The organism is Pseudoalteromonas sp. Bsw20308 (genome assembly GCF_000310105.2).
GTDB lineage: Bacteria > Pseudomonadota > Gammaproteobacteria > Enterobacterales > Alteromonadaceae > Pseudoalteromonas > Pseudoalteromonas fuliginea.
This window is the reverse complement of record NZ_CP013139.1, coordinates 716,328-739,962: the sequence shown is the minus strand read 5'-3', so window position 1 is coordinate 739,962 and position 23,635 is coordinate 716,328. Positions and strand designations below refer to the sequence as shown.

General features: G+C 39.8%; 24 protein-coding genes. 16 read left to right on the top strand and 8 right to left on the bottom strand.

The annotated features are described in order from the left end of the window. Positions 1-61: 61 nt before the first annotated feature. The 4 genes from D172_RS20500 to D172_RS20485 all read left to right on the top strand — a co-directional run bounded on the left by D172_RS20500 (position 62) and on the right by D172_RS20485 (position 6,343). Complete coding sequence (locus D172_RS20500) at positions 62-1,309, top strand: exonuclease SbcCD subunit D C-terminal domain-containing protein (protein ID WP_007376682.1); 1,248 nt, start codon at positions 62-64, stop codon at positions 1,307-1,309. After that, positions 1,306-4,956: an AAA family ATPase gene (locus D172_RS20495; protein ID WP_007376683.1), complete on the top strand. Its 3,651-nt coding sequence runs from the start codon at positions 1,306-1,308 to the stop codon at positions 4,954-4,956. The genes D172_RS20500 and D172_RS20495 overlap by 4 nt, the downstream gene beginning before the upstream one ends. 28 nt (positions 4,957-4,984) lie before the next feature. Then, on the top strand, positions 4,985-5,641 hold the full coding sequence (locus D172_RS20490) for a class I SAM-dependent methyltransferase (RefSeq protein WP_007376684.1): 657 nt from the start codon (positions 4,985-4,987) through the stop codon (positions 5,639-5,641). 309 nt (positions 5,642-5,950) lie between these two features. Then, entirely contained in the window at positions 5,951-6,343 is a 393-nt protein-coding gene (locus D172_RS20485; RefSeq protein ID WP_007376685.1) for a hypothetical protein, read from the top strand. A gap of 454 nt (positions 6,344-6,797) precedes the next feature. Here the strand turns inward: D172_RS20485 and D172_RS20480 are convergent, their stop codons facing one another. After that, positions 6,798-7,403 (bottom strand): short chain dehydrogenase, encoded by a 606-nt coding sequence (locus D172_RS20480; protein WP_007376687.1) that lies wholly within the window; start codon positions 7,401-7,403, stop codon positions 6,798-6,800. Positions 7,404-7,551: 148 nt separating this feature from the next. Between D172_RS20480 and D172_RS20475 the strand changes: the two genes are divergently transcribed. Next, positions 7,552-8,433, top strand: coding sequence for a LysR family transcriptional regulator (locus D172_RS20475; protein WP_007376688.1), 882 nt, complete (start codon positions 7,552-7,554; stop codon positions 8,431-8,433). A 126-nt stretch (positions 8,434-8,559) separates the two neighbouring features. Beyond that, positions 8,560-9,024, top strand: a complete 465-nt coding sequence (locus tag D172_RS20470; protein ID WP_007376689.1) for a hypothetical protein — start codon at positions 8,560-8,562, stop codon at positions 9,022-9,024. A gap of 88 nt (positions 9,025-9,112) precedes the next feature. On the opposite strand, the gene D172_RS20465 is transcribed toward D172_RS20470, so the two are convergent. The 3 genes from D172_RS20465 to D172_RS20455 all read right to left on the bottom strand — a co-directional run bounded on the left by D172_RS20465 (position 9,113) and on the right by D172_RS20455 (position 10,744). Continuing rightward, on the bottom strand, positions 9,113-9,505 hold the full coding sequence (locus D172_RS20465) for an ACT domain-containing protein (RefSeq protein ID WP_007376690.1): 393 nt from the start codon (positions 9,503-9,505) through the stop codon (positions 9,113-9,115). Positions 9,506-9,723: 218 nt separating this feature from the next. Next, complete coding sequence (locus D172_RS20460) at positions 9,724-10,287, bottom strand: DUF6942 family protein (protein WP_007376691.1); 564 nt, start codon at positions 10,285-10,287, stop codon at positions 9,724-9,726. Between the two features lies 1 nt (position 10,288). Then, positions 10,289-10,744 (bottom strand): YaiI/YqxD family protein, encoded by a 456-nt coding sequence (locus D172_RS20455; protein WP_007376692.1) that lies wholly within the window; start codon positions 10,742-10,744, stop codon positions 10,289-10,291. A gap of 130 nt (positions 10,745-10,874) precedes the next feature. On the opposite strand from D172_RS20455, the gene D172_RS20450 reads away from it, so the two are divergent. Beyond that, a complete protein-coding gene (locus D172_RS20450) occupies positions 10,875-11,396 on the top strand; it encodes a lipocalin family protein (protein ID WP_007376693.1) in 522 nt (173 codons plus the stop codon). Between the two features lie 475 nt (positions 11,397-11,871). Here D172_RS20450 and D172_RS20445 read toward each other — a convergent pair whose 3' ends face one another. The 3 genes from D172_RS20445 to D172_RS20435 are packed head-to-tail and all read right to left on the bottom strand — an operon-like array spanning position 11,872 to position 14,158. After that, complete coding sequence (locus D172_RS20445; RefSeq protein WP_007376694.1) at positions 11,872-12,207, bottom strand: DUF3325 domain-containing protein; 336 nt, start codon at positions 12,205-12,207, stop codon at positions 11,872-11,874. Then, positions 12,204-13,805, bottom strand: a complete 1,602-nt coding sequence (locus D172_RS20440; RefSeq protein ID WP_007376695.1) for a PepSY-associated TM helix domain-containing protein — start codon at positions 13,803-13,805, stop codon at positions 12,204-12,206. Before D172_RS20440 ends, D172_RS20445 begins: the two co-directional genes overlap by 4 nt. Then, positions 13,802-14,158 (bottom strand): hypothetical protein, encoded by a 357-nt coding sequence (locus tag D172_RS20435; RefSeq protein WP_007376696.1) that lies wholly within the window; start codon positions 14,156-14,158, stop codon positions 13,802-13,804. The genes D172_RS20440 and D172_RS20435 overlap by 4 nt, the downstream gene beginning before the upstream one ends. Positions 14,159-14,503: 345 nt before the next feature. Between D172_RS20435 and D172_RS20430 the strand changes: the two genes are divergently transcribed. The 3 genes from D172_RS20430 (at position 14,504) to D172_RS20420 (ending at position 16,763) form a co-directional block, all read left to right on the top strand. Continuing rightward, positions 14,504-14,860, top strand: a complete 357-nt coding sequence (locus D172_RS20430) for a VOC family protein (RefSeq protein WP_007376697.1) — start codon at positions 14,504-14,506, stop codon at positions 14,858-14,860. Between the two features lie 150 nt (positions 14,861-15,010). Continuing rightward, positions 15,011-15,592, top strand: coding sequence for a uracil-DNA glycosylase family protein (locus tag D172_RS20425; RefSeq protein WP_007376698.1), 582 nt, complete (start codon positions 15,011-15,013; stop codon positions 15,590-15,592). A 304-nt stretch (positions 15,593-15,896) separates the two neighbouring features. After that, positions 15,897-16,763, top strand: coding sequence for a bile acid:sodium symporter family protein (locus D172_RS20420; protein WP_007376699.1), 867 nt, complete (start codon positions 15,897-15,899; stop codon positions 16,761-16,763). Positions 16,764-17,164: 401 nt separating this feature from the next. Here D172_RS20420 and D172_RS20415 read toward each other — a convergent pair whose 3' ends face one another. After that, on the bottom strand, positions 17,165-18,073 hold the full coding sequence (locus D172_RS20415) for a LysR family transcriptional regulator (protein WP_007376700.1): 909 nt from the start codon (positions 18,071-18,073) through the stop codon (positions 17,165-17,167). 121 nt (positions 18,074-18,194) lie between these two features. Here D172_RS20415 and D172_RS20410 point away from each other — a divergent pair, with 121 nt between their 5' ends. The 6 genes from D172_RS20410 (at position 18,195) to D172_RS20385 (ending at position 23,630) form a co-directional block, all read left to right on the top strand. Beyond that, entirely contained in the window at positions 18,195-19,415 is a 1,221-nt protein-coding gene (locus D172_RS20410) for an acyl-CoA dehydrogenase family protein (protein WP_007376701.1), read from the top strand. 9 nt (positions 19,416-19,424) lie between these two features. Beyond that, positions 19,425-20,246, top strand: a complete 822-nt coding sequence (locus D172_RS20405) for an SDR family oxidoreductase (protein WP_007376702.1) — start codon at positions 19,425-19,427, stop codon at positions 20,244-20,246. A gap of 13 nt (positions 20,247-20,259) precedes the next feature. After that, entirely contained in the window at positions 20,260-21,333 is a 1,074-nt protein-coding gene (locus D172_RS20400) for a phosphotransferase family protein (protein ID WP_007376703.1), read from the top strand. Beyond that, complete coding sequence (locus D172_RS20395; protein ID WP_007376704.1) at positions 21,333-22,037, top strand: histidine phosphatase family protein; 705 nt, start codon at positions 21,333-21,335, stop codon at positions 22,035-22,037. The genes D172_RS20400 and D172_RS20395 overlap by 1 nt, the downstream gene beginning before the upstream one ends. Before the next feature lie 12 nt (positions 22,038-22,049). Then, entirely contained in the window at positions 22,050-22,796 is a 747-nt protein-coding gene (locus D172_RS20390) for an SDR family oxidoreductase (RefSeq protein WP_007376705.1), read from the top strand. Positions 22,797-23,120: 324 nt separating this feature from the next. After that, positions 23,121-23,630 (top strand): hypothetical protein, encoded by a 510-nt coding sequence (locus tag D172_RS20385; protein ID WP_007376707.1) that lies wholly within the window; start codon positions 23,121-23,123, stop codon positions 23,628-23,630. Positions 23,631-23,635 lie beyond the last annotated feature (5 nt).

Genomic DNA, 23,635 nt, shown 5'->3' with positions numbered 1-23,635 from the left:
GCTTGCATCTTTAATTACCTTGGGTATATTGGCGCTCTTACTGGTTTTTTAAGAGCGCGACATGAAAGTCCTCCACACCTCAGATTGGCACCTTGGCCAACAATTTTATGAACACGGCCGCCGTGTTGAACACCAAGCCTTTTTTACATGGTTATTAGCCACTCTTGTTGAACAACAAATAGACTTACTTTTAGTTGCTGGCGATATTTATCATACCGCAACTCCAAGCGCTAGCGCCGAAAATCAGCTTTACCAATTTATTAAAGACGCCAAAAAGGCATGCCCACAATTACACATAGTCATTATTGCGGGTAATCACGACTCTGCGAATCGTATTTTGGCAGCTCAGCCATTACTAGCGCAATTTGATACACACGTAGTAGGGCGCTTTGATGTCGCAATACCCGATGAAACGGTTATTACCATAAATACCAATGGTAAACGCGCTGTAATCGTCGCTATGCCATTTTTACGTGCAAGCGATGTAAGTTTACTTAGCCAAACTGAAAGCGGTCCTAGTTATTCTCAAGGCGTTGCAAAAGCTTACGAGCTTGCACTAGAACACGCTACTAATATAAACGAGCAAAACTCACCATTAATAGTTATGGGGCATTTACACGCAAAAGGCGGGGATATCTCAAGTGATTCTGAGCGTAACTTAGTAATAGGTGGTGAGGAGTCTATTTCAGCCAATGTATTTGGTAAACAAGCCAACTATGTTGCCCTTGGGCATTTACACAAAGCGCAACAAGTCGCTAAAAGCGATATTATTCGCTACAGCGGCACACCTATCCCTATGTCGTTTTCAGAGCGTAACTACACGCACCAAGTAAACGTTGTTGAGTTTATTATTGATGAAAAACAACACATTAGTACAACTGTAAACCCCCTTTACATCCCGCGCTCTGCCGATGTAATTATTTTACCAAAAGGGGAGTGTGTACCATTGAGCGAACTATGCGAGCAAATTAAAGCGCTCGACACTGCACAAAATACAATAGCGCCTTATTTACGTGTAAAGCTTAAATCAAGCGATATCGACACCACCTTCAGAGAACAAATAGAACAAGCACTTGAAGGCAAACATATTAAATTTTGTGGTATTGAACGTGTACGTGAACAATCAGCGCAAAATGACGATAACACCGTATTTGAAGATTTAAGCGAAGTTGAAATGCTCAACCCACTAAACCTATTAGAACAAGCATTTGCAAACGATAAAGACATGGCAGGGCAAAGCGTACCCGATGAGCTAAAAGCACTTTTAAGTGACGTGATAAACGAGCTTACGGAGCAAGAAAAACTATGAAAATAACCGCAGTTCGTATTCATAATTTAGCCTCAATAGTTGACGCTGAAATAGACTTTACTAAAGCCCCATTAAAAGATGCAGGCTTATTTGCGATAACAGGCGATACCGGCGCTGGTAAAAGTACTTTTTTAGATGCGATATGTTTAGCCCTTTATACAAAAACAGCGAGGCTACGCGGTGATAAAGGTAACTTAATTGAGTTTAATGGCGACAGCATAAAGCTCAATGACGCGCGTAATTTACTGCGCAGAGGTACCTGGGAAGGCTACGCCGAGGTTGACTTTTTAGGACAAGATAAACAGCTTTATCGCGCGCGCTATACAATTTCACGCACTCATAAAAAAGTAACAGGCAAACTTAAAGTAGCAGAGCACACATTAGTTACCCTGCCAGACGAAACTTTAATAGCTGACAAAAGCCACACAATAAAAGAAGTTGAGAGCAAAATAGGGCTTAACTTTGAGCAGTTCTCCCGTGCCGTACTTTTAGCACAACATGAGTTTGCTGCATTTTTAAAAGCCACTGGCGATGAGCGAGCGCAGCTTTTAGAGTGTTTAACAGGCACCGATAAATTTAGCCGTATTGGCGTGCGTATTTTTGAGCGCCATAAAGAGCAAGTAGCAAAGCTTGAAGCGCTTAAAGCAGGCCTTCAAAGCTATACTCTGTTAACGCGCGATGAACTTGAGCTACAACAAACCAAGTTAACCGATTTAAAAGTGCAAACAGAACACACTAAAAAAGAGCTATCCAAAACCGAAAAAGCACTTAACTGGTATCAGCAAGCTACAGTGCTTGAGCAAAACTTACTGCAAGCACAGCAAACCCAGCAACAAGCAAGCTCAGCGCTTGAAAGTATCGTTGAGCAAAGCGAGCAGGCAAAACAAGCTAAACAAGCGCTTGAAATAAAAGATAACCGCAGCCGTTTTAATTTGTTAACCGATCAAAATACGGCGTTGGTTCAGCAAATAACATCACTTAAAAGTGTTGATCATTTAGCGGTAATTAACGAGCGTAATACCGCGCTTGCTAAGCATACCGAGCTACTTAATAACGCCAATGAGCAAAAACAAAATGCAGCGCCTATTATAGCTAAAGCGAGAGAGCTCGACAGCAGCATTGCTTTGCAAACTCAAGCTGTAAAAGGCACAGAGTCGCAAATAACCAAAGAGCAATCTCAATTAGATGAGTTCACACAGCAGCTTAAACAAAGCAATAACGAACTTGAATTTGCTAATACCGACTCAACTAAAGGCCAGCAATGGCTTAATGAGCATGCACAGCTGCATGTTTTAGCAAAAGACTGGAGCTACTATCAGCAAAGCTTCAATACCTACTTAAATGCACAGCAGCAATTAACCGCAAACGCTGCGCAAAGCCAAACTCTTAATAGCGAGCTTGCAGGTCAGAACGATCTTTTAAATGCGCAAAATAATAAAGTGCAGCAGTGCGAGGTGGCACTTAGTGGTGAGCAATCAACTTTACAGGCATTAAATACTCAGCTTAATGAATTTAATGCAGAGCACTGCGACGCGCAGTTAAAAAGTATTGATTACTTAAAAGAGCAGCGCGAGCGTTACGGGCAATTTAACGCAGAACTAAAACAAAGCACTCAACGCCAACAAGTACTTAATCAGCAGTTAAATGAAAGCCAGCAAGCCCATACTTTACTTAATCAGCATTTAATAACCAGCGAGCAAGCGCTTAAAGGTAGCGAGTACGCACTTAACCAAGCGCACTTAAGAGCGAGCGAAAACGTAGAACATTTACGCACTGAGCTTCGCCCTAATGAGCCTTGTTTAGTGTGCGGCGCAACTGAGCACCCCTATGCGGTAAATCAAAATCAGCAATTAAATAACTTAATTACTGATTTTGAAAATGCTTTTAATACAGCTAAAAAGCAATTTGATCATGCACAAAGCGAGCTGCATAAGCACCAAACTCAACATGCCGTTTTAACTGCTGAACACGGGCAACTTGAGCAAGTAATACAAACGGCACTCACCAAGCGGCTTGAAATTGTCAACACTATGCAAGCAGCTCGCACAGAACTTTTTAGTTTGCCCCCTGATCAGCTTGAAGTAACTTATAAGCAATTAAACGATCAGAAAGCGCAATACTTTGAGCAACAAAAACGTCAACGTATACTGCAAACTAAAGTAAATGAGCTACAAGCAGCACTTAAAGCAGAGCAGCAAATACAGCAGCAACTGAGTAATAAACACCTTGAGCTTACACACCAGAAAAACCAAATAACGAGTAAGCGTAGCGAGCTAAGTGCACAAATTAACGAGCTGGGTACAACGCTCAATAGCCAATTTGAAAACAGTGATTTTTGGCAGCAACTACAAGCCAATACACTTGAACTTAGCGAGCTGCACGAGCGGGTTGCGCAGTATCAGCAAACTCAAACGCAACTTGAGCAAAGCCAAAAGCGCCAAGACACAGCTAATGAGCAAATAAAGCAGCTCACACCGCTTATAAGTAACAACGAGCAATCGTTAAAAGTACTTAATGAAGAGTTTGTAAAAGCTAAAGCGCTATTAAACGCGGTACAAAGTGAGCGCTCAGCTTTATTTAATAATGAGCAAATAAGCGCAGACGACTTCCAAGCAAAACTCACAAGTGAGCAAGAGCAGAAACAATCGCAGGTTCAAGCGAGTCAAAAAGCTTATGACGACGCTATAAAACAACGAGATGAGCACGCTATAACGCTTAAAAATGTGGAGCAACGCTTACTTGAAAACAGCCAAGAACTAGCAACACTTGAGGCACGTTATAACCAGTGGTTTACTGACTTTAAAGCGCAATATAGCAATGCAACGCACGAACAGGTCAAAATTTTACTAACGCTCAGTAGCGATACTATTAAAGCGCATTTAAATCAGCACGAGCAGTTAACTCAAGCGTTAACAGATGCAAATGCCGCATTAAAACAGCAGCAACTTACGCTTGAAAAACACAACAGTAGCGATAAACCAACACAAAATGTAGAGGCTTCAAATACTCAACTAAGTAGCTTAAACGAGCAACAAACGCAGCTGCAAAACGCATTACTAGCGACTAATACCGCTATTGAGCAACACAACCAAAACGCAAAGTCGCTTGAAGGTAAGCAGGCTGAGTTAACTACACTTAAAACACAGGTTGATCAGTGGCACTTGCTTAATAAGGTAATTGGAGATAAAGAAGGTAAAAAAATGCGTAACTTAGCGCAAACACAGACGCTAAGAATATTACTGCACTATGCCAACAGCCACTTAAAAACACTCAACAAACGCTATGAATTAACCGCCATAGCGCAAACGCTCGACATTGCAATTATCGACCGCGACATGGCCGACGAGCAACGCTCTGTTAATACGCTCTCGGGCGGCGAGTCATTTTTAGTATCGCTAGCGCTTGCACTTGGTTTAGCATCGCTTTCGTCTAACAAAGTACAAATCAATTCTTTGTTTATTGACGAAGGGTTTGGTACGTTAGACAGCGAAACCCTAAGCATTGCAATGGACGCTTTGGATTCTTTGCAAGCACAAGGCAGAAAAGTAGGCGTTATATCGCACGTAACACAAATGAGCGAGCGTGTAGCCACTCAAGTGCATGTAGCCAAAAAGCCAGGTGGATATTCCACAGTTGAAGTTTTATAAGCAACATTACTGAAAACAAGGAGATACAATGCCAACGTTTACAGGCGAGCAAGCAACACAATACGATAGCCGCATAACCCGTGTAGTTCCTGGTTATGAATTATTACATCAGCTCACTAATGCGCAACTACAAGCAACGCTAAGCGACAATGCACATATTTTGGTAGTAGGGGCAGGCACAGGCAAAGAAGTGCTTGCACTGGCTGCACTAAACCCTACATGGCAATTTACTGCGCAAGATACATCAGCCGATATGCTTGCTATCGCACAGCAGCAATTTGATGAGCAAGGCATAGCAAGCCGCGTCAATATTCACACCGGACCTGTTAATAAATTCTCGGTTAAAGCCGATGCCGTTTTATGTTTATTGGTAATGCATTTTTTAGAAGATAACGGCGATAAAAAAGAGTTATTAAAAGCAATTAAAGGAAGCCTCAAAAAAGACGCAAACCTTTATATTGCAGATTTAATGCGCCCCGAAACTTCATTTGAGCGCGAAGCCCAGCTTACAACGTGCGCGCAATTGGGTTTAACTGAAACAGGTAAAACGCAAACAGGGCATGACTTAGAAAATGAGTTTTACCCGCTTGATAGAATGCGCTTTAGCGAATTGCTAAATGAGTGCAAATTTGGTATTCCGAAGCTGTATTTTAAAGCGCTAGGTTTTAGCGGATACGTTGTTTAGTTTGTACAAAACCAAACTCGCTATTAAGAACTATTAAACACCGAGTAAACTAGCTCGGTGTTTTTGTACAAATTTCACTACGACCTAGCACCGCGTTTGTGGGCAAAATATACAGTGAAATAGCGATTCAAAGTTAATAATAACCTGTAAAGTAAAGTAAGCTCAGCCTTGCCTACAAAGGCAATCTCAATTAAAAGCTTAACTGTCTAAAATCGAACACACCCAATTTGTGAGGCCTATTTAGGTTACTTTTTAAAATGGTTTGGTATAAGCTCAAATACTCTATCTTTATTTTATCAAAGGATCGTTATGAAGTTTGAGCAATTATTAAATAATTTTGATATGGGTATCTGTGTCGAACAACTACAAAAAGAATCACTTTTAGACCTTGCTTTACTTTTTGTTACCGTGGATGGTTCTATCGCTGATGAAGAGCTAAATGTTGTTGAAGCATGGGCACATAAGATCGAGTGGAACTCAGCCATTGAGCTTGATAATTATATTGTAGATATGACCAGAAAATGTGTTTTAGCCGTGCAGAGCGGTGAAATAGATTCATTTATTCAACATCGGATGACACATATTATTGATCAACCAATGAGGGTATTTGTATTAGAACTTCTCAAACAAGTGATTGAAGCTGATGGCATTACCGATGAAAACGAGCTTAAAGCATTAAAAATTGTTGAATCGATAGTTTAATCAATTTTAATTATCAAAGAATCTCTCAGAGGCTGGGCTAAGTTCATAACCTCAGTTATGAGTGATTTAGTCATTAACATTCAAATTTCTCATAAAAAATAAGTTTTAATGATTAAAATCTGCAACCACTTCACACTCTAACTTATTATGGTTGTAGAATTAAATCGAATCTAATTACATTAAATAGCTTCAAATGTTACAGGCCGAATAGCAAACTATTCGACCTGTAACATGTATCAATTAAGCTTGGTTTCTGGCCTACAATGCTTAATATGTGTTTTATGCCTAAGTACCCTTTTACACGTTTTATTTGTATTAGTAGGGCTTTCAACAGTACTATTTACACCACTTACTGGCACGCTACTGCAGCCAGAAAGAGCGATAGAAATTAATATTAATATCAGTACATGACTTTTCATTAGGTTACTCTCAATAACAGGCTACTAATTAGGCTTTATGCGTCTACAAAAATAACTTCACCAGTAATGAAGCCATCAACCGAGCGCTCAAACGCTTTACCTACAAGTTTGCCTGGTACTGGCTGAAAACCTGGCATCATTTCGCCGTAAACGCCCCATGCTTCTTCAAGTACGGTAGGGTTTACCACATTAATACGTGTGCCTCGTGGCATTTCTAGTGATACGCATTTTGCAAAGGTATCTATTGCGCCGCTGATTGTTGCATCAGCAATCGCAAACGGAATCGGCTTAACGTTTAAAATACCGCTAATTAAAGTAAATGAACCGCCATCAGCAATGTACTTTTGACCAATGCGCACAAGGTTAATTTGCCCCATCATTTTGCTCATAATAGTGCTCATCCACTGGGCTTCGCTCATATCTGCAAATGTTTCGTACTCGCATAAACCTACGGTATTAACTACGGCATCAAAATGGCCTACTTTTTCATACAGCTCAGTAATTGACTGCTCACTGGTAATATCAACAATATGATCAACATCGCCAGAGCGACCCGCCGTAATTACTTTGTGCTTAGTTAAACCAGTTAATGCCGCTTGACCCATTTTACCTCGTGCGCCTATTAAAATTACTGTTTTCATTGTTTGCTCCAATCATTCAAATTAGTGTGTAGGGGCATAGTAAGGGGGCAGCTCAACAATTTGAAACAACCATTTTATGTAAGTGATACAAGAAAATTTGGTAATATGTTAAATTAAGCACCACTGCTTAAACGGTAAAGACAATTGCATGAACAAATTAGACAGGCTAGATATAAAACAACTACGTATATTTCAAGCGCTAATACGTGAAAAAAACGCATCAAAGGCGGCAAGTAAATTGGGCTTAACCCAGCAAGCAGTGAGTGAGCAACTTAAAAAGCTACGTGATGTGTTTAACGATCAGTTGTTTTTAAGAAAAACTACCGGTTTTGTGCCTACGCCATATGCTGAGGAGCTATCGGTAGATATAGACAAATTACTAAACGATTTCCAGACATTACTGGCCCCTAAAATATTTGACCCACAAACGGTTAATGGTGCGTTTGTAATAGCCGCTACAGACTACGCACAACAAGTTGTTTTGCCTACACTTGTAAAAGAGCTAAGAGAACATGCGCCCAATTTAAAGCTAATAATAAGAGACTTTGAACTCGATAGTCTGCACGATTTAATGGAAAGCGGTAAAGTCGATTTAGCGATAGCTTTCCCCGACTACATTCCAAGTACTTACCCCATTGTTAAGCTATTTGAAGAGCAACATATTTGCGTTACCTCACCTAACTCATCAATAGCAGGGACTAAACCAACGCTTGCACAAATAGCCAGTTACCCAAGCATTATTGCCTCGCCTTCGCGTCCAAATTTCAAAGGCTCTATTGACGATTGGTTTAAAAGCTTTGATTTAACACGCAATGTTGTTGTGTCGGCTCCGTGTTTTTCTATTGTACCGATGTATCTAGAAACTACAGACTCCATTGCATTTTTACCCTCACGCGCAGTAAGCTCAGAGCTGGTAAAAATTGATTTGCAACAGTTACCAGCCCCGTTTGATGTAGTAGCCGCATGGCATCCGCGTTACAGTAAAAACCCACTGCATAAATGGGTGGTATCAAAGCTGGTTGTTGAGTGAAAAAATATGTTTTTAATTTCACTACACACGCTTACAACTTCTGACAGATACAAACAAAGCTCTCACATATTTTTTATGCTCTGATGCTTATTATTTCCCTATTAAATGATTAAAAGGGAAATCAGCATGAAAAAATATCTTATAGCGGTATTGCTACTCTCAGGTTGTGCGTCACAAGGGGTTGACCGTAACAACCAAAACAAAATAGTTAAGCGTTACTATGCAGCGGTAGAATCTATGCAATACGTAACACTTTCATCAGAAGTAGGCACAGGCATAGCAGCAGGCGCTGGGTTTGGCTTTGTAGACAGCTTAGATGGTAACACTGAAGAAATGGTAGGCGGAGCCATAATTGGCGGCTTAATAGGAGGGTTATTTACCGCATTATTTGAAGGCGGTAATGACGCCTATCAATATAATTTATACGCTGCCAACGAAGGTGAATTTACTGTAATTCAAAAGCAAAAACTCGATAAAAATACGCAATGTGTAGCCGTTACTGCAGGCGATAAAGTAAAACTTGAACCTGTTGATAAGCAATACTGCGAAAATAGCTCAAATGTGCACAAAAAAACTGATATTGCTCTATAGCAGTATCAGTTTTTATAGGTCGGTTAAGCGAAGCTCCACCGAGGCTATAATATCCACATCACTCAAATCATGGCTGTGCCAGCAAATCCTAACCAATCTCTCCAAGTGCTTTCATCGCGGCTTGTGCCTTGTCTGTTTGTACAAAAATATGGTCATGATAAAACGCAGCTACCACGTTAGCGCTAATGCCATGCTCAGTCAGCTTTGTCGATACCGCAGCAGTTAGCCCAACGGCCTCTAAGCTTGAATGTACATTAAGAGTAATTAAATTATATTTACCCTCGTAAGTAATACCTGCTTTATCGGCGGTTTCAGCTTTTAAAATAAGGGTTAGCCCTTCCTCTTCAACATAAGTGGCAAGTGGCTCTAAATGAACATAATCGGCAAGTGAGCCTGCTAAGCAACAAAAAATATACTCGCCTTGCTTAAGCGCTGGCTGCATTGATTTTAATAATTCGTTTAACTCTAAAATTCCGGCCATAGTCGTTCCTTACAATGTGTTATTTAACCTGAACTCTGGTTAAGATATTTACTAACATATTAAATTATTTTGATATTTAAATTTATTTTCTCTAGCCAGAGATTTTCAGTGAAAGCAAGGCGAATTTACGCGTCAATAGCTGGCCTATTGCAAGTAAATTCAACGCAGTTAGCGCTGAAAATAGCTGCTTGAGATAGATTTATTATCCAGAGTTCAGGTTATTTAGTCATTTTTAGCTGCGCGACTAGTTCGCTTAATCTCGCAATTTTTATATTACTTAACTGTCTATAATCAAAATATGGGCACACAATAATGTTGTTACTGGTGTCTATTGCAAACTCGTCGTCGAGCCAATCAAATTGTGCATGTAACTTACCTTGTTGTAATAAGTTTTTAGCGTGCGTACGACCGGCAATTATGTGTAACTGGTTTTTATTGCTAGTAGCTTTATTTGCACACGTAATAGTAGTGTTAGGCGCGCTAAATAGCAGGGCAGTTTTACTGTTTTTTTGCAGTAAATACTCATCGCGATATTGTTGCCAAGTAGAGGCTTGTTTAGCAAATGAATAATGCTCACTTGGCAGGGCAAATAGCACTTTTGCGTACACGTTAAACACTTTGCGCCAACCATTACCACAGTGCTGGTTTATGGTATTTATTTGCTCATTTATAACCGGCTCAAGGCATTCGAGTGTTTCAAAAAACGGCATTGGCGGCGCTTTTGCTACGTATACCGCCACGCTAAATTGCGTATCACCTAAGCCAACTAATTGGGTATTCAAGTTAGTTAGCCTTGTTTTGCGCTAAAATACGGTCGAGGTTATTTGCAAAGTTTTGGCGATCGGTTTGGCTAAGTGGCGGCGGCCCACCACTCATTTCTACGCCACTTGAGCGCATGGTATCCATAAAGTCGCGTACGTTAAGTATTGAGCGGATATTCTCGGTGGTATAAAGCTCGCCACGCGGGTTGAGTGCTTGCCCGCCGTTATCAATTACTTCACTTGCTAGCGGAATATCGCCCGTAATAACTAAATCGCCTTTTTCAATACGTTTTACTATTTCGTCGTCGGCTACATCAAACCCCGACGATACTTGAACGCGGCTTATGTATTTTGACGGCGGAATACGCATTGCGTGATTAGCCACTAAAATAGTCTCGATTTTCATACGCTCTGCAGCTCTAAAAAGTATTTCTTTTATAACAACAGGACACGCGTCTGCATCTACCCAAATTTTCATGCTATGGTCATTTTTATTGCTTTAGAATTAATATGATCCTATAGCAAAATTTTTTAATCGGCTAGCAAACTTTATATCCATATATATTTAGATAATACGTACTATTTATGTAATTTAAAAAGGAGCTTACATGAAGGCTATTAAATACGGTTTACTTATTACAGGGCTATTTTTTCTTAGTGCTTGCACCAGCCCTCCTGAGGGAATAACACCCGTTAAAAACTTTGATATACAAAAATATAAAGGCAAATGGTTTGAAATAGCGCGTCTTAATCACTCATTCGAAGAAGGTATGGAGCAAGTTACCGCGACTTATTCAATTAACGACGACGGCACAGTAAAGGTCCTTAACAAAGGGTATTTAACGGATGATAAAAAATGGGATGACGCCGAAGGCTTAGCCAAGTTTGTAGAGGGCACAGACACAGGGCATTTTAAAGTCTCGTTTTTTGGTCCATTTTATGGCGCTTACGTGATTTTTGAACTTGACCAACCCGATTATCAATATGCATTTATAACCAGTTACAACAAAGATTACTTGTGGTTTTTGTCGCGTACACCAACGGTTAGCAAAGAGCTTAAAGAACACTTTTTAACTAAAGCTAAAGAGTTGGGCTTTGCTACCGATGAAATAATTTGGGTTGAGCAATAAACAATGTAAAGCCCCTTTACAGTAGTCATAAAAGAGTCATCTAACAGTAAAGTAACTTAAATATATTATGGTTATATTGTGTGTACTTGCCGTGAGACAGCAAGTATTGGAAACACTGAATATCCCCTATTGTTGGCAAGCTATATAGCTTGCCATTTTTTTTGCCTAGGGCGTGTTGATCTTTGTGGATTGAAATCTGTTCAATCTAGGGGCGATTAAATCGCGGCGCGAGGTTTGTAACCTAGTGGGCTAAGTAAAAACCGAGCAACAAAGAGTTAATCGTCCCTAGAAAGAACCCTTTGGGCAGCGCATGTTTGGTATTTATGCTGCGTTATCGCCTATTTATGGGGAATAACCACACTACATAGGCTCTGCCTTGCCTAAATACCAAACAGTCTGCTGCAAATTCACCCACCAAAGATCAACACGCCCTAATATATAGGAAAATAACGGATCACGTTTTTACTAACTAAGGCTAGTTTAATGCTAAAAACAACCCACTTAGTACAACTAACACGCTATTTAAAACACTAAACCACTTTACGTAGTCTACTAAAAAATTATAAAAAACCATTATAATTAAGACACTTAGGCTCATAAATCCGCAAAATAGTAATGCACCATATCCATCTTGAGTAACTAAACAAAGCACTAAGCTTAGTAAAATACTGATCCAAGCAGCTAATAACAGCTTTTTACGTTGGGATTCTGTAGGGCGTTTTTTAAATACGTCTTTAAAATGATTATACTTAGCCAGCGCAAAACAGTTAAAACTGAGCAGGCATAGGCTAAAACCGAGTAAATCAATCATGGTTTTTGCCTTTTAAGGTTATTAGATTGACTAGGGCTGGTTATTTTTGAGTTGTTTTTAGCAGTACGTAATTTTTCGGTTTGTATAAAAAACAATATACTAAATAACAAAAACAGTGCATCAAAAGTAAATAAAGCCCACTGTTTGTGCATCAAATAGCTAACTAGATTACCGTTAGTTGTAAGTGCATTAATAACCGGTACGCTTAAACATGCAACAGCATTTATTACTGCCATAACTCGCCATTGCAGTGTGTCGCGCTTTATAAGTGCTAAAAGAGCAACCGCTAGCCATGTTAAAAAGAACGCGAGTATTTCTTTATCGGCGCGCTCTGCGGTAGTTGGGCTAAGTAGTCTGTTAGCAATAAAAAATGCACACGTTGCCAGTGGTAGTCCCATAATAGTGGCTAGGTTTAACCCTTCAACTAGTTTTAAACCAAACGAAGGTTTAACGTTATTTTTAGTTCGCTCGCGAATTCGTTTTGCCCACATAATACAGCCAGAGCCAATCATTACACAGCCTGCAATACCGCCTAATACGTATAACCAGCGCAACAACCACGTAGCTAAACGCCCTGTATGCATAGAATTAAGCGATTCGTAAAGCGCTTTGCTGCTAGTTAGCTCGTCATCAGTTTTAGCGACCATTTGCCCTGTAGCACCACTAAATATTAAGCGTGGTGCTTGGTCACGTAGTGTTTTACCTGCACTTACCAATACGGTAATTGTTGAAGCTGCCATATTTGGTTGGTTAACTTGTATGCGAGTAATATCTGCATGAGGCCACTTAGTATAAACCTGATCCAAAATGCTTTGAATCGGCACCATTGATGATTCGCCTTGAGCTTTATCGGTCATGGTGTTGCGAGGGGTTACATCGTTAAAAAAGCCACGCATGCCGTTATCGTAAGTTACTTTTGCAGGGTAGGGAAACAACATAAATATGAGCGTAATCATGCCAGTGTAGGTAATCATTAAATGAAAAGGCAGGGCAAGCACAGAGCTTAAGTTATGGGCATCTAACCACGTACGGCTACCTTTGTTACGCCTAAAGCTAAACATATCTTTAAAAATACGCTTATGAATAACCACGCCCGATATAATGGCAATCAGCATAAAAAAGCTAGCAAAGCATACAATCCAGCGTGCTGTTATTGCATCCATGTAATGTAAATCATAGTGCAACCGATAAAAAAAGTTACCACCTTTAGTATCTACAAAGGGCTCAAGCTCTTGCATGGTATTAGGGTTAAGCTGCGTGTTTTCAAACTTACTGCGGCGCTGGCCTGGTTCTTTTGGCTTTGCATAACCATAAATTAAATAAGGAATACGCGGCTCAGGTAATGTAATACGCCAGCTTGATGAGTTAGCTCCATGGTTAGCTAAGTAATCAAATCCGGTAATTATTTGTTGCTTTTGCGCTTCTATACGCTGTGCTTGGGCTTGCACATTATGTATGGCTGGTTGATTCCATAAGGTTATTTCGTCTCTAAAAAAGCTAAGAGTGCCAGCAAAAAATATTAAATATAATAACCAACAAACGAGTAACCCTACCCACGTATGTAGCCAGGTCATTGAGCGGAAAAAACTGTCTTTCATAGCCAACCCTTCAATACAGCTAATAAACAAATTTGCGCACTAGTCGTTAGTAAAATACTGATCCAAACTGTTTTTAACGATTTAATATAAAACGCATAAATAAAAACTAATGCATAAATTAGAATGCTTAATGATACACACAGCAGTACCGCATCTGATTTGGTCAGCGGTAATAAAAAACTCAGCAAAGCAGTGCTCGCAGCCGTAAAAGAATAGCCGCCAACAATGGCAATTAAAAAGCGTAAAAACACTGAAAAACGATAGCTAAAAATAGGTGATAGTTTAAAAAATTGCGATAACAACTCAATAACGCGTAGTTTAGTGGGCTGCGCACTCAACGGGTGTGCCTGCATAATGAATTAATCTCTTATAAATACAGCGGGTGAAAAAATAAAGCGTTATTATATAGCCTACAAATACAAAAGATAGTTATTATCATTCGTGATATTTAAGTTTATCCAACCAAAAAATTTATTACTCACCTGCTCTCTGATAAAGTAATTTTTTAACATATTGAACCATAATGATATTTAAACTCACCGCAGTTAACGTTGAAAGTAACTGCTTGAGATAGATTTATTATCCAAAATTCAGGCTACTTAGTAAAATAGTGATCTCAAATAACATCAGTATATTTGATTAGCAACTAACTAAGGTTTAAGGTTGTTTATTACACTTTAATAAGAGCTTTAATAACGATGAGCGATCACGAAAAACTAAATTATGTCGAGTTCCCTGCTTATGATTTACCTGCTACTAAAACCTTTTTTAGCAATGTATTTAATTGGCAATTTACAGACTACGGCCCCGAATATACGGCGTTTAGCGGCCAAGGGCTCGATGGTGGATTTTTTAACGCACCGCTTAAATCGTTAACTCAAAACGGGGCTGCACTCTTAGTTTTTTATAGTAATGATATCCACGATACCTATAAAAAAATAGAGCTGCATGGCGGCACAATATTAAAGCCCATTTTTGAATTTCCGGGTGGTTGTCGGTTTCACTTTGCAGAGCCAAGCGGCAATGAGTTTGCTGTATGGGCAGACAAACAATAGATTTTATAAGGCCTGTAGCCCGGAAGTAGTTAAAGATCACGATTTTACTAACTAACGCCCGTTTTAATTAAAATAAACCGATATTTTACCAACTCATTTGTTCTAAATGGCCATTTGGGATAAAAATTAAGCATTTAAGGCCAAGTAGACATGAATAGTCACCAATTAATAGAGCAAGTTAGTAAATGCGTGATCTGTGAACCTGATTTACCTTTAGGGGCTCGCCCTGTTATACAATTTAACCCAAACGCACGTATTTTAATTGCAGGCCAAGCACCTGGAATAAAAGTTCACGAAACAGGCGTGCCATTTAACGATGCAAGCGGTAATCGCCTACGAGAATGGCTTGGGCTAACAAGAGATGAATTTTACGATGCCAATAATATAGCCATTTTACCTATGGGCTTTTGCTACCCGGGTAGGGGGAAGTCGGGTGATTTACCACCTCGAAAAGAATGCGCACCTACATGGCGCGAGCAATTATTGGCTGCACTACCAAATATTGAGCTGACAATAGTGCTTGGTAAATACGCACAGGCGTATCACTTACCGGACACTAAAAAAATGCCACTCACGGAGTTAGTAAAATCGTGGCGTGAGTATTGGCCAAACTATTTAGTGCTTCCTCATCCCAGTCCGCGCAATAATATATGGCTTAAAAAAAACCCGTGGTTTGAACAAGATGTACTTCCAGAACTGGGTAAACGAATTGCGACTATTTTAAATAAGTAACACTTCTAGCATTAGGATTTATTGTAAAGGGGCGTTATACCAATCCGCAATAATACTTAATCATTTTGCGGGGCTAAACGTGTCGCTACCTGTGTTAAAAAATTCTCATTTACGACTGCATGGATGCAGAAGGTAGAGCAATGCAGGAGCAATTGCCGAGAACAACTAAATAGCGAATTTTTTGCCTAGCTATCAACACGTTTTTCCATCCTCAAAATAGATCACTTAATTAAGCGAATTGGTATACAGTTAGCTTAAGAATTAACACTCTAATTAAAAACAATAACAAACGAGGTTACCTAATTTGAATGCATCTATATTAACTGAAGTAATACTTCCGCTCGCCCTTGCACTTATTATGTTTGGCATGGGACTTGGGCTCACTACAAACGACTTTACCCGGTTATTTAAAAGCCCACTCGCCATCGTTATGGGTTTAATTGGCCAACTTGTAGCAATGCCTTTATTGGCATTAGGCCTATGCTATTTACTTAACTTATCAACACCTATAGCCATTGGTTTAATGATATTAGCCGCTTGTCCCGGCGGCACCATGTCAAATGTAGTAAGCCAGCTTGCTAAAGCTAACTTAGCACTTTCGGTAAGCTTAACAGCCGCTTCCACCGCTATTAGTATAATAACCACACCGTTTATTATCGGCTTTGCTATGAGCCAGTTTGCGCCAGCAGATAACGCTAGTTTTTCTATTTTGACGACATCACTTGGGTTATTTTTTATTACCTTAGTGCCTGTTGCTGTAGGTATTTGGTTACGCCATTTTAAAAATGATTTTGCTATTAAAACAGAACCGTTTTTTAGACGCTTCTCATTGTTTTTTATGCTCATTATGATTGCCGCACTAGTAATAAAAGAGCGCGCTTTATTAGTTAGCTCATTTAACGATGTATTTTGGGCATGTATAGCACTGAATGTAGGCTCGATGATTGTAGGTTGGTTAATTGCTATGTGTTCAAAATTAAATTTAACCGATTCACTAACTCTTTCTATTGAGGTTGGGATTCAAAATGCATCACTGGCTATTTTAATTGCGATTAGTTTTTTAAATAAACCAGAATACGCAGTTACTGGCGGTATTTATGGCCTGGCAATGTTTATAGGGCCACTGCTGTTAATTGGCGGATTAAAGCTTAAAAATAAACGCACCATGTAGTTATAGCTAAAAAGCAGGGCTTATTATTGCTTGTGTAAGCTCTGTTTATTCTTAAAATTTACTTTACACGGACACATTTCACTCTCCACGCTTGGACCTGTTAACCTTTGCGGATTAAAGTTTGCTCTATCTAGGGATTATTTAATCACGAGACTCGGTAACTGCTCCTGCGTCCTGATGATATCCCTTACCACCATATAGGCAATAAAGAGTAAGTCACCCCAAGGACGCCTCCAAAGAGCAGCCGCATATTTGGCATGTTTATACTAATCTGCCTATATGAGCAGATTAGTATAAACATGCCCTAGACATCTACAAATATAAATTCATTATTAGACTTTGCTGTAGACTTAAAACAAATCCACTTGAGAATGATTTTTAAGTGTCGTTATAAGCTGTACTTAACGCTTAAATATACTTTCTACTTGGCTGCGTAGCCATATTAATGCATCGTCTTTATCTGTATTTTGGTGCCAATATAAGTGCTGATAAATAGTAGGCATGGTAGTTGGTACTGGACGCGCAATTAAAGTTTCATCAAGTAGCTGACTTGCCACCATGGAGGGCAAAGTGAGTAAAAATGGTGAATTTTTTATTACCTCTTTTGCTGAAAAATACGTTTGACAACGTATAGCAACCTCACGATTTAAGCTTAACTGTAATAATGCTATATCCTCAATAACCGTACCCGTTGGTCTGTTAGATACAGCTACATGTTTGGCCGTTAAGTAATTATCTATATTTAATTGGTTTTTAAGTGAGTGATCTTTTTTCATTAATACACAAAAGTGATCGCTCGAAAGTACGGCATGGCTAATAGGTGATTTAATTGCTCTGGCTACATCTATTGCTATATCAATTTGATGATTAGCCAATTGTTTGTGCATATCATCACGGTTCAATTTTACGCTGGCAAGCGTTGCCTTTGGCGCGTGTTCAGCAAGTATTAGTTGTAGTTTAGGCAGTACTATTGGCTCAATAGCATCGTGCAGCGCTATTTTAAAAGTTTGAGCGGTAGTGGCTAAATCAAACTCACCACACGCTTGTAATACTTGGCGTAACTTTTCGAGTAAATCTATTAGCGCAGGCGCCATGCGTTGACACGCAGGTGTTGGCAGCATTAATTGCCCTTGGCGTTCAAATAAAGGATCCTTCAATACGCTGCGCAGGCGTTTAATCGCATGGCTTACCGCTGAAGGGGTTATATATAAAACCTTGGCTGTTTCGCTCATGTTTTTCTCAAAGTACAAACTCTCAAATATTTTAAGAAGATTTAAATCGAGCTGCTGAATATTTTTAGCTTCTATCATTCGAGTTTACGCCCTTTAACTTATGAATATAATTCACATTTGATTGGTAATATATTTCATTTAATTCATTGGATCGAATGTTTTATGCTGAATTTAGGTTTTAAATAAACAGAGCAACCGTATGAACTTTGAGCCAAGCCAAAAGAGCCAAGATTACTTAAATCGTGTTAAAGCATTTATGCAAGATCACGTACTCCCTGTTGAGCAAACAGTCGTTGCGCACAACCACGCAAAAAATAGCACAAACGATTGGACAAGCTGGCAATTAGCACCTCAGATTGATCTATTAAAAGCAAGAGCAAAACAAGCTGGGCTTTGGAATTTATTTTTACCCGATAGCACGTTAGCACAAGGTTTGAGTTGCCTTGAATATGCTCCCATTGCAGAGCAAATGGGGCATTGTTTATTTGCATCAGACGTTTTTAATTGCAACGCCCCCGACACCGGCAATATGGAAGTGCTATATCACTTTGCAAACGATGAGCAAAAACATCAATGGCTAACACCATTATTAAACGGTGAAATACGCTCTGTATTTGCCATGACCGAACCCGAGGTAGCTTCCTCAGATGCAACAAATATGCAAGCAACAATAGATGTTGATGGCGACGACCTAATTTTAAATGGTAAAAAGTGGTGGACTACAGGACTTGGCCACCCTAATGCGCAAGTGGCTATTTTTATGGGACTTTCCAATCCAGAAAACGATAAACACAGTCAGCACTCAATGGTATTGGTGCCGCTAAGTACGTCGGGTGTAAATATTAAACGTATGCTAAGTGCTTGTGGTGATTTTGACCCTCCATACGGCCACGGCGAAATGGAATTTAATAACGTACGCGTACCAAAAAAAAATCTTATTTTAGGCTTAGGTAAAGGCTTTGCTATTGCACAAGGACGTTTAGGGCCTGGGCGTATTCATCATTGTATGCGCGCTATTGGCGCAGCAGAGCGCTGTTTAGAAATGATGATTAAGCGAGGTATGTCGCGCAGTGCTTTTGGTAAGCAGCTTATAAAGCTCGGTGGTAACTTAGAGCGAGTAGCACAAGCGCGTATGGCAATCGATCAAGCTCGGCTACTTACTTTACATGCAGCATGGAAAATAGACACCGTTGGTGTTAAACACGCCATGACCGAAATATCGAGCATAAAAGTAGTGGTACCAAACATGTTGCAAATGGTGTCTGATATGGCTATGCAAATATTTGGGGGGGCAGGGGTGTCGAGCGATTTCCCTATCGCATCGTTTAATGCAATGGGGCGTATTTTACGCCTGGCTGATGGCCCCGATGAAGTACATATGGGTATGGTTTCTCGCCTCGAAATAAACAAATACCGCTAAGGCTACCACATGAAAACAAGACTCATAATAACAGGTGGAGCAACAGGGCTTGGTAAAGCATTAGCACTAAGTTATGCAAATAACTTAGGCGCCAACTTACAAATTTGTATTGCCGATATAAACGCCGAGCGCGCAGCAGCGACAATTGCCGAGCTGCAAGCATTAAAAGCCGATGCGTTTTATTACGCCTGCGATATAACTAAGCAAGCTGATATAGAGAGCTTGCGCGATATAATACAAACCAAATGGCAAGGCGTAGATATCGTTATTAATAACGCCGGCGTTGCTACCGGCGGTTCACTTGAGGGCGAGACAATTGAGCAATGGCAGTGGATAATGGATATTAATCTGCTTTCGGTGGTGCGTGTTTGTAAAACCTTTTATCCCGTATTTAAACAACAAGGTAAAGGTTACTTTATTAACATTGCCTCACAGGCTGGTCTTACGCCTATTCCGTTTATGAGTAGTTACAATGCAGTAAAAGCTGCCGTGGTTAGCTTTAGCGAAACCTTAAAGCTTGAATTAGTTCACGACAACATTGATGTGAGCGTTGTGTGCCCCAGCTTTTTTAAAACCAACTTAAACGAATCAATGCGCACAAGCGAGCCTGCTATGCGAACTATGCTTAACCGTGCATTTGAACGCTCCCCAATTAATGCCCAGCAAGTGGCTGATATTATTTACACGCAATCACTCAAACGGCCATTTTTAATTTTGACCCATAAATTAGGTAAACAGGCGTTTTTAATGAAAAAGCTATTACCTGTTGAGTGCTACATTAAAAACATGCTGAAAAAAACACGTTCTATGCAGCGCTTAAAATCAAAATAATAAAAGGCCAACGATGAACACACAATTATTAGATCAAGCCAAAAGCGTGCGCCAAGGCGAAGAGCTCGATATACAAAAAGTAAATGTCTGGCTTAAGCTGCACATGAGTAATTTAAGCGGTGAGCCAAATGTTACACAATATGCCGGTGGCGCGTCAAATTGGACCTACAGCCTTGACTACCCAGAGCAGTCGCTTATTTTACGCCGTGCCCCAAAAGGCACTAAAGCCAAAGGCGCTCACAATATGGGCCGCGAGTTTAAACTACAACAAGCACTAAAACCGGTTTACAGCTACGTGCCAACAATGAAAGTATTTTGCGAAGATAAGCGCATACTCGGCACCGACTTTTATGTAATGGAAAAGCTAACCGGCATTATTGCGCGTAGAAATTTCCCGCGCGAACTAACTACAACACCTGAGCGCACAAAACAACTTTGCGAAAATGTACTCGACTGCTTAGTAGAACTACACAAAGTTGATTACAAACACGCTAATTTAAGTCACTTAGGTAAAGGCGAAGGGTATACACAACGCCAAATTAGCGGTTGGAGTGAGCGCTTTATCAAAGCAAAAACATGGAATGTCCCCAGTGGTAAAAAAATCATTAAGTGGCTTCATAATAATATGCCTGCCACTGAGCATATTTGTATTACTCATAACGATTTTAGATTTGATAACGTTGTGCTTGATGTCAACGACTACACTAAAGTGCGGGGTATTTTAGATTGGGAACTCGCCACGCTTGGCGATCCATTAATGGATTTGGGTAACACACTCGCGTATTGGGTAGAGCCTGGGGATGACTTTTTAGCGCAAGCTACACGCCGACAACCAACACATTTAAAAGGCATGCTGACACGAAAAGAAGTTGTGGCTTATTACTGTAAAAAAATGAATATTACAGTCGACGATTTCACTTTTTACGAAGTGTATGGCTTGTTTAGATTAGCAGGCATAGTTCAGCAAATTTATTATCGTTATCATCATGGGCAAACAACAAATCCCGCATTTAAAAACTTTTGGGTATTTGTGCATTACCTTTTATGGCGCTGTAAAAAAGCCATTAACAATCAAGGAAACGCCTAATGTGTATTTTATATTTAGTACGCCATGGGCAGGCAAGCTTTGGCGCAGATGATTACGATAACCTTTCGGTAAAAGGGCAACAACAAGCTACATTAGTGGGCGAGTATTTAGCGCAAAAACAACTCATACCCGATGTAGTAATTACAGGCACTATGCAGCGCCACAATCAAACCGCAGAACTCAGTTTAGCTTCACTTAATAATACGTCCGCTGTAATTAATGATGCGCGCTTAAATGAGTACGACCACGAGCATATTTTAGCGGTTTCTAATCCTGAGCTTACCACTCCAAGCCAAGTACATGCCGTGCTTAGTAAGCAAATCGATCCAATGGAGTATTTTAAAACAGTATTTATTAACGCCATAGAGCAGTGGATGCTTAATCCTGACAGCACGCTCTATAAAGAGTGCTTTAATGCTTTTTGTGCTCGAGTATTGGGTGCGCTTGAAAAAATAGCCAAAGAACATGATGGTAAAAAAGTCATTATTTATACTTCAGGCGGGCCTATTAGTATTATTACCAGTCATTTAATGGGATTAAAGCTTGAGCGCTTTATTGATATTAATTGGGGTTTAGTTAACGCAGGTGTTACTAAAGTTGTGGCGCGAGGCAGAGGATCAAGCCGTAAGTTAGGTATAAGCAGCTTAAACGAGTATCACTTTTTAGAGCAATACCCACAACAAAAATTAATTACCTATACCTAAGGAGCAAATATAATGCGCAAAAATATACTAATAACAGGTGCAAGTTCCGGCTTAGGAAAAGGCATGGCACAAGAGTTTGCTAAAAAAGGCTGTAACCTTGCTCTATGCGCTCGCCGATATGAATTATTAGAGCTGTTAAAAGCCGAACTTGAGCAAGTAAATCCTAACATTACCGTCAGCATCAAAGTGCTTGATGTAAACAACCACGAGCAAGTGTTTTGCGTGTTTAAAGCCTTTAATGAAGAGTTTAACGGGCTTGACCGCATCATTATAAATGCAGGAATGGGCAAGGGCGCATCTATTGGTACAGGCTATTTTACTGCCAATAAACAAACCGCTGAGACCAACTTTGTAGCAGCACTGGCGCAGGCCGAAGCTGCAATGGAGATTTTTAGAGCGCAAAACCACGGGCACTTAGTGACTATTTCGTCAATTAGTGCAGTGCGTGGTTTTAGACGCGCTATGACGGTATATGCAGCGACCAAAGCTGCAATAACATCACTGAGCGAAGGCATTCGCATAGACGTAATAAATACACCAATAAAGGTAAGTTGTGTGCACCCCGGTTTTATTAGAAGTGAAATAAACGAAAAAGTAAAAACAGTGCCCTTTATTGTCGATACTGAAACAGGCTGTAGAGCACTTGTAACAGCTATAAATAAAGAAAAAGCCAACAGCTTTATACCAACGTGGCCATGGGCATTTTTACATTGGATTTTACGTATAGCCCCGCTGACTACACTTCGTAAAATGTCTTAAATAAACTCACGCCCCAAAATTGTTGTGGGCTTAAGTTTATCATTGCAAATAACCTAGCAATATATTAACAAAAAGAAATCCTCTTGCCTTATATCTGTAAAAAAACATACTTTTTTTGCTTTAAAAACAACCATAAATAAATTAACCAACTTTTATTGCTAATGATTTTTTCTTATTTATTATCCTTAAAGTTGCATTTGTTAATAAAACATTTAAAAAATGCACTTCCTGTGTTTAAATTGGCGCCAACGGATTACGAGTTCTTAGAAAATGAGATTAAACAAGGACGTAATACAATAATAATTATTTAAATACGGAAAAATTATGAATAAAAAAATTTTTGCAGCAACCGCTTTACTTGCTATGACTTCGACTTCTTTACTTGCATCTAGCGAAACATTACAAGCAAGTGTAAATGGTTGGAGCGAACCAACTTTTTTAGAAAATAACAAAGTACATTTTGGTAAAATTCGCTTAGCTACAGGTTCTACTTGTACAATGGATAATGCTGGCGCAGTAACGGGCGATTGTGATGCTTCAGACGCAAACATTCAATTAGGTGGCGTAACTGTTTCAGGTTTGGCTCCAAATTCAGCAATGAACATCACTGTATCAGGCAGTACAAGTGCCAACCTTACTTTCGCTCCAGTAACGACTGCCACTGATGGTACTTCAACTGTAACAACGGCTAATACTGTTGCTTCTGCATTTACAACTGATGCAAGCGCAACTGATATCGTAATCGGTGTTTATGGTGATATGACAGTAGCTGCCGATCTTACAGCTGGCGATGCTTATGAAGTAGACTACACTGTCGATGTATCTTTTCAGTAATATTA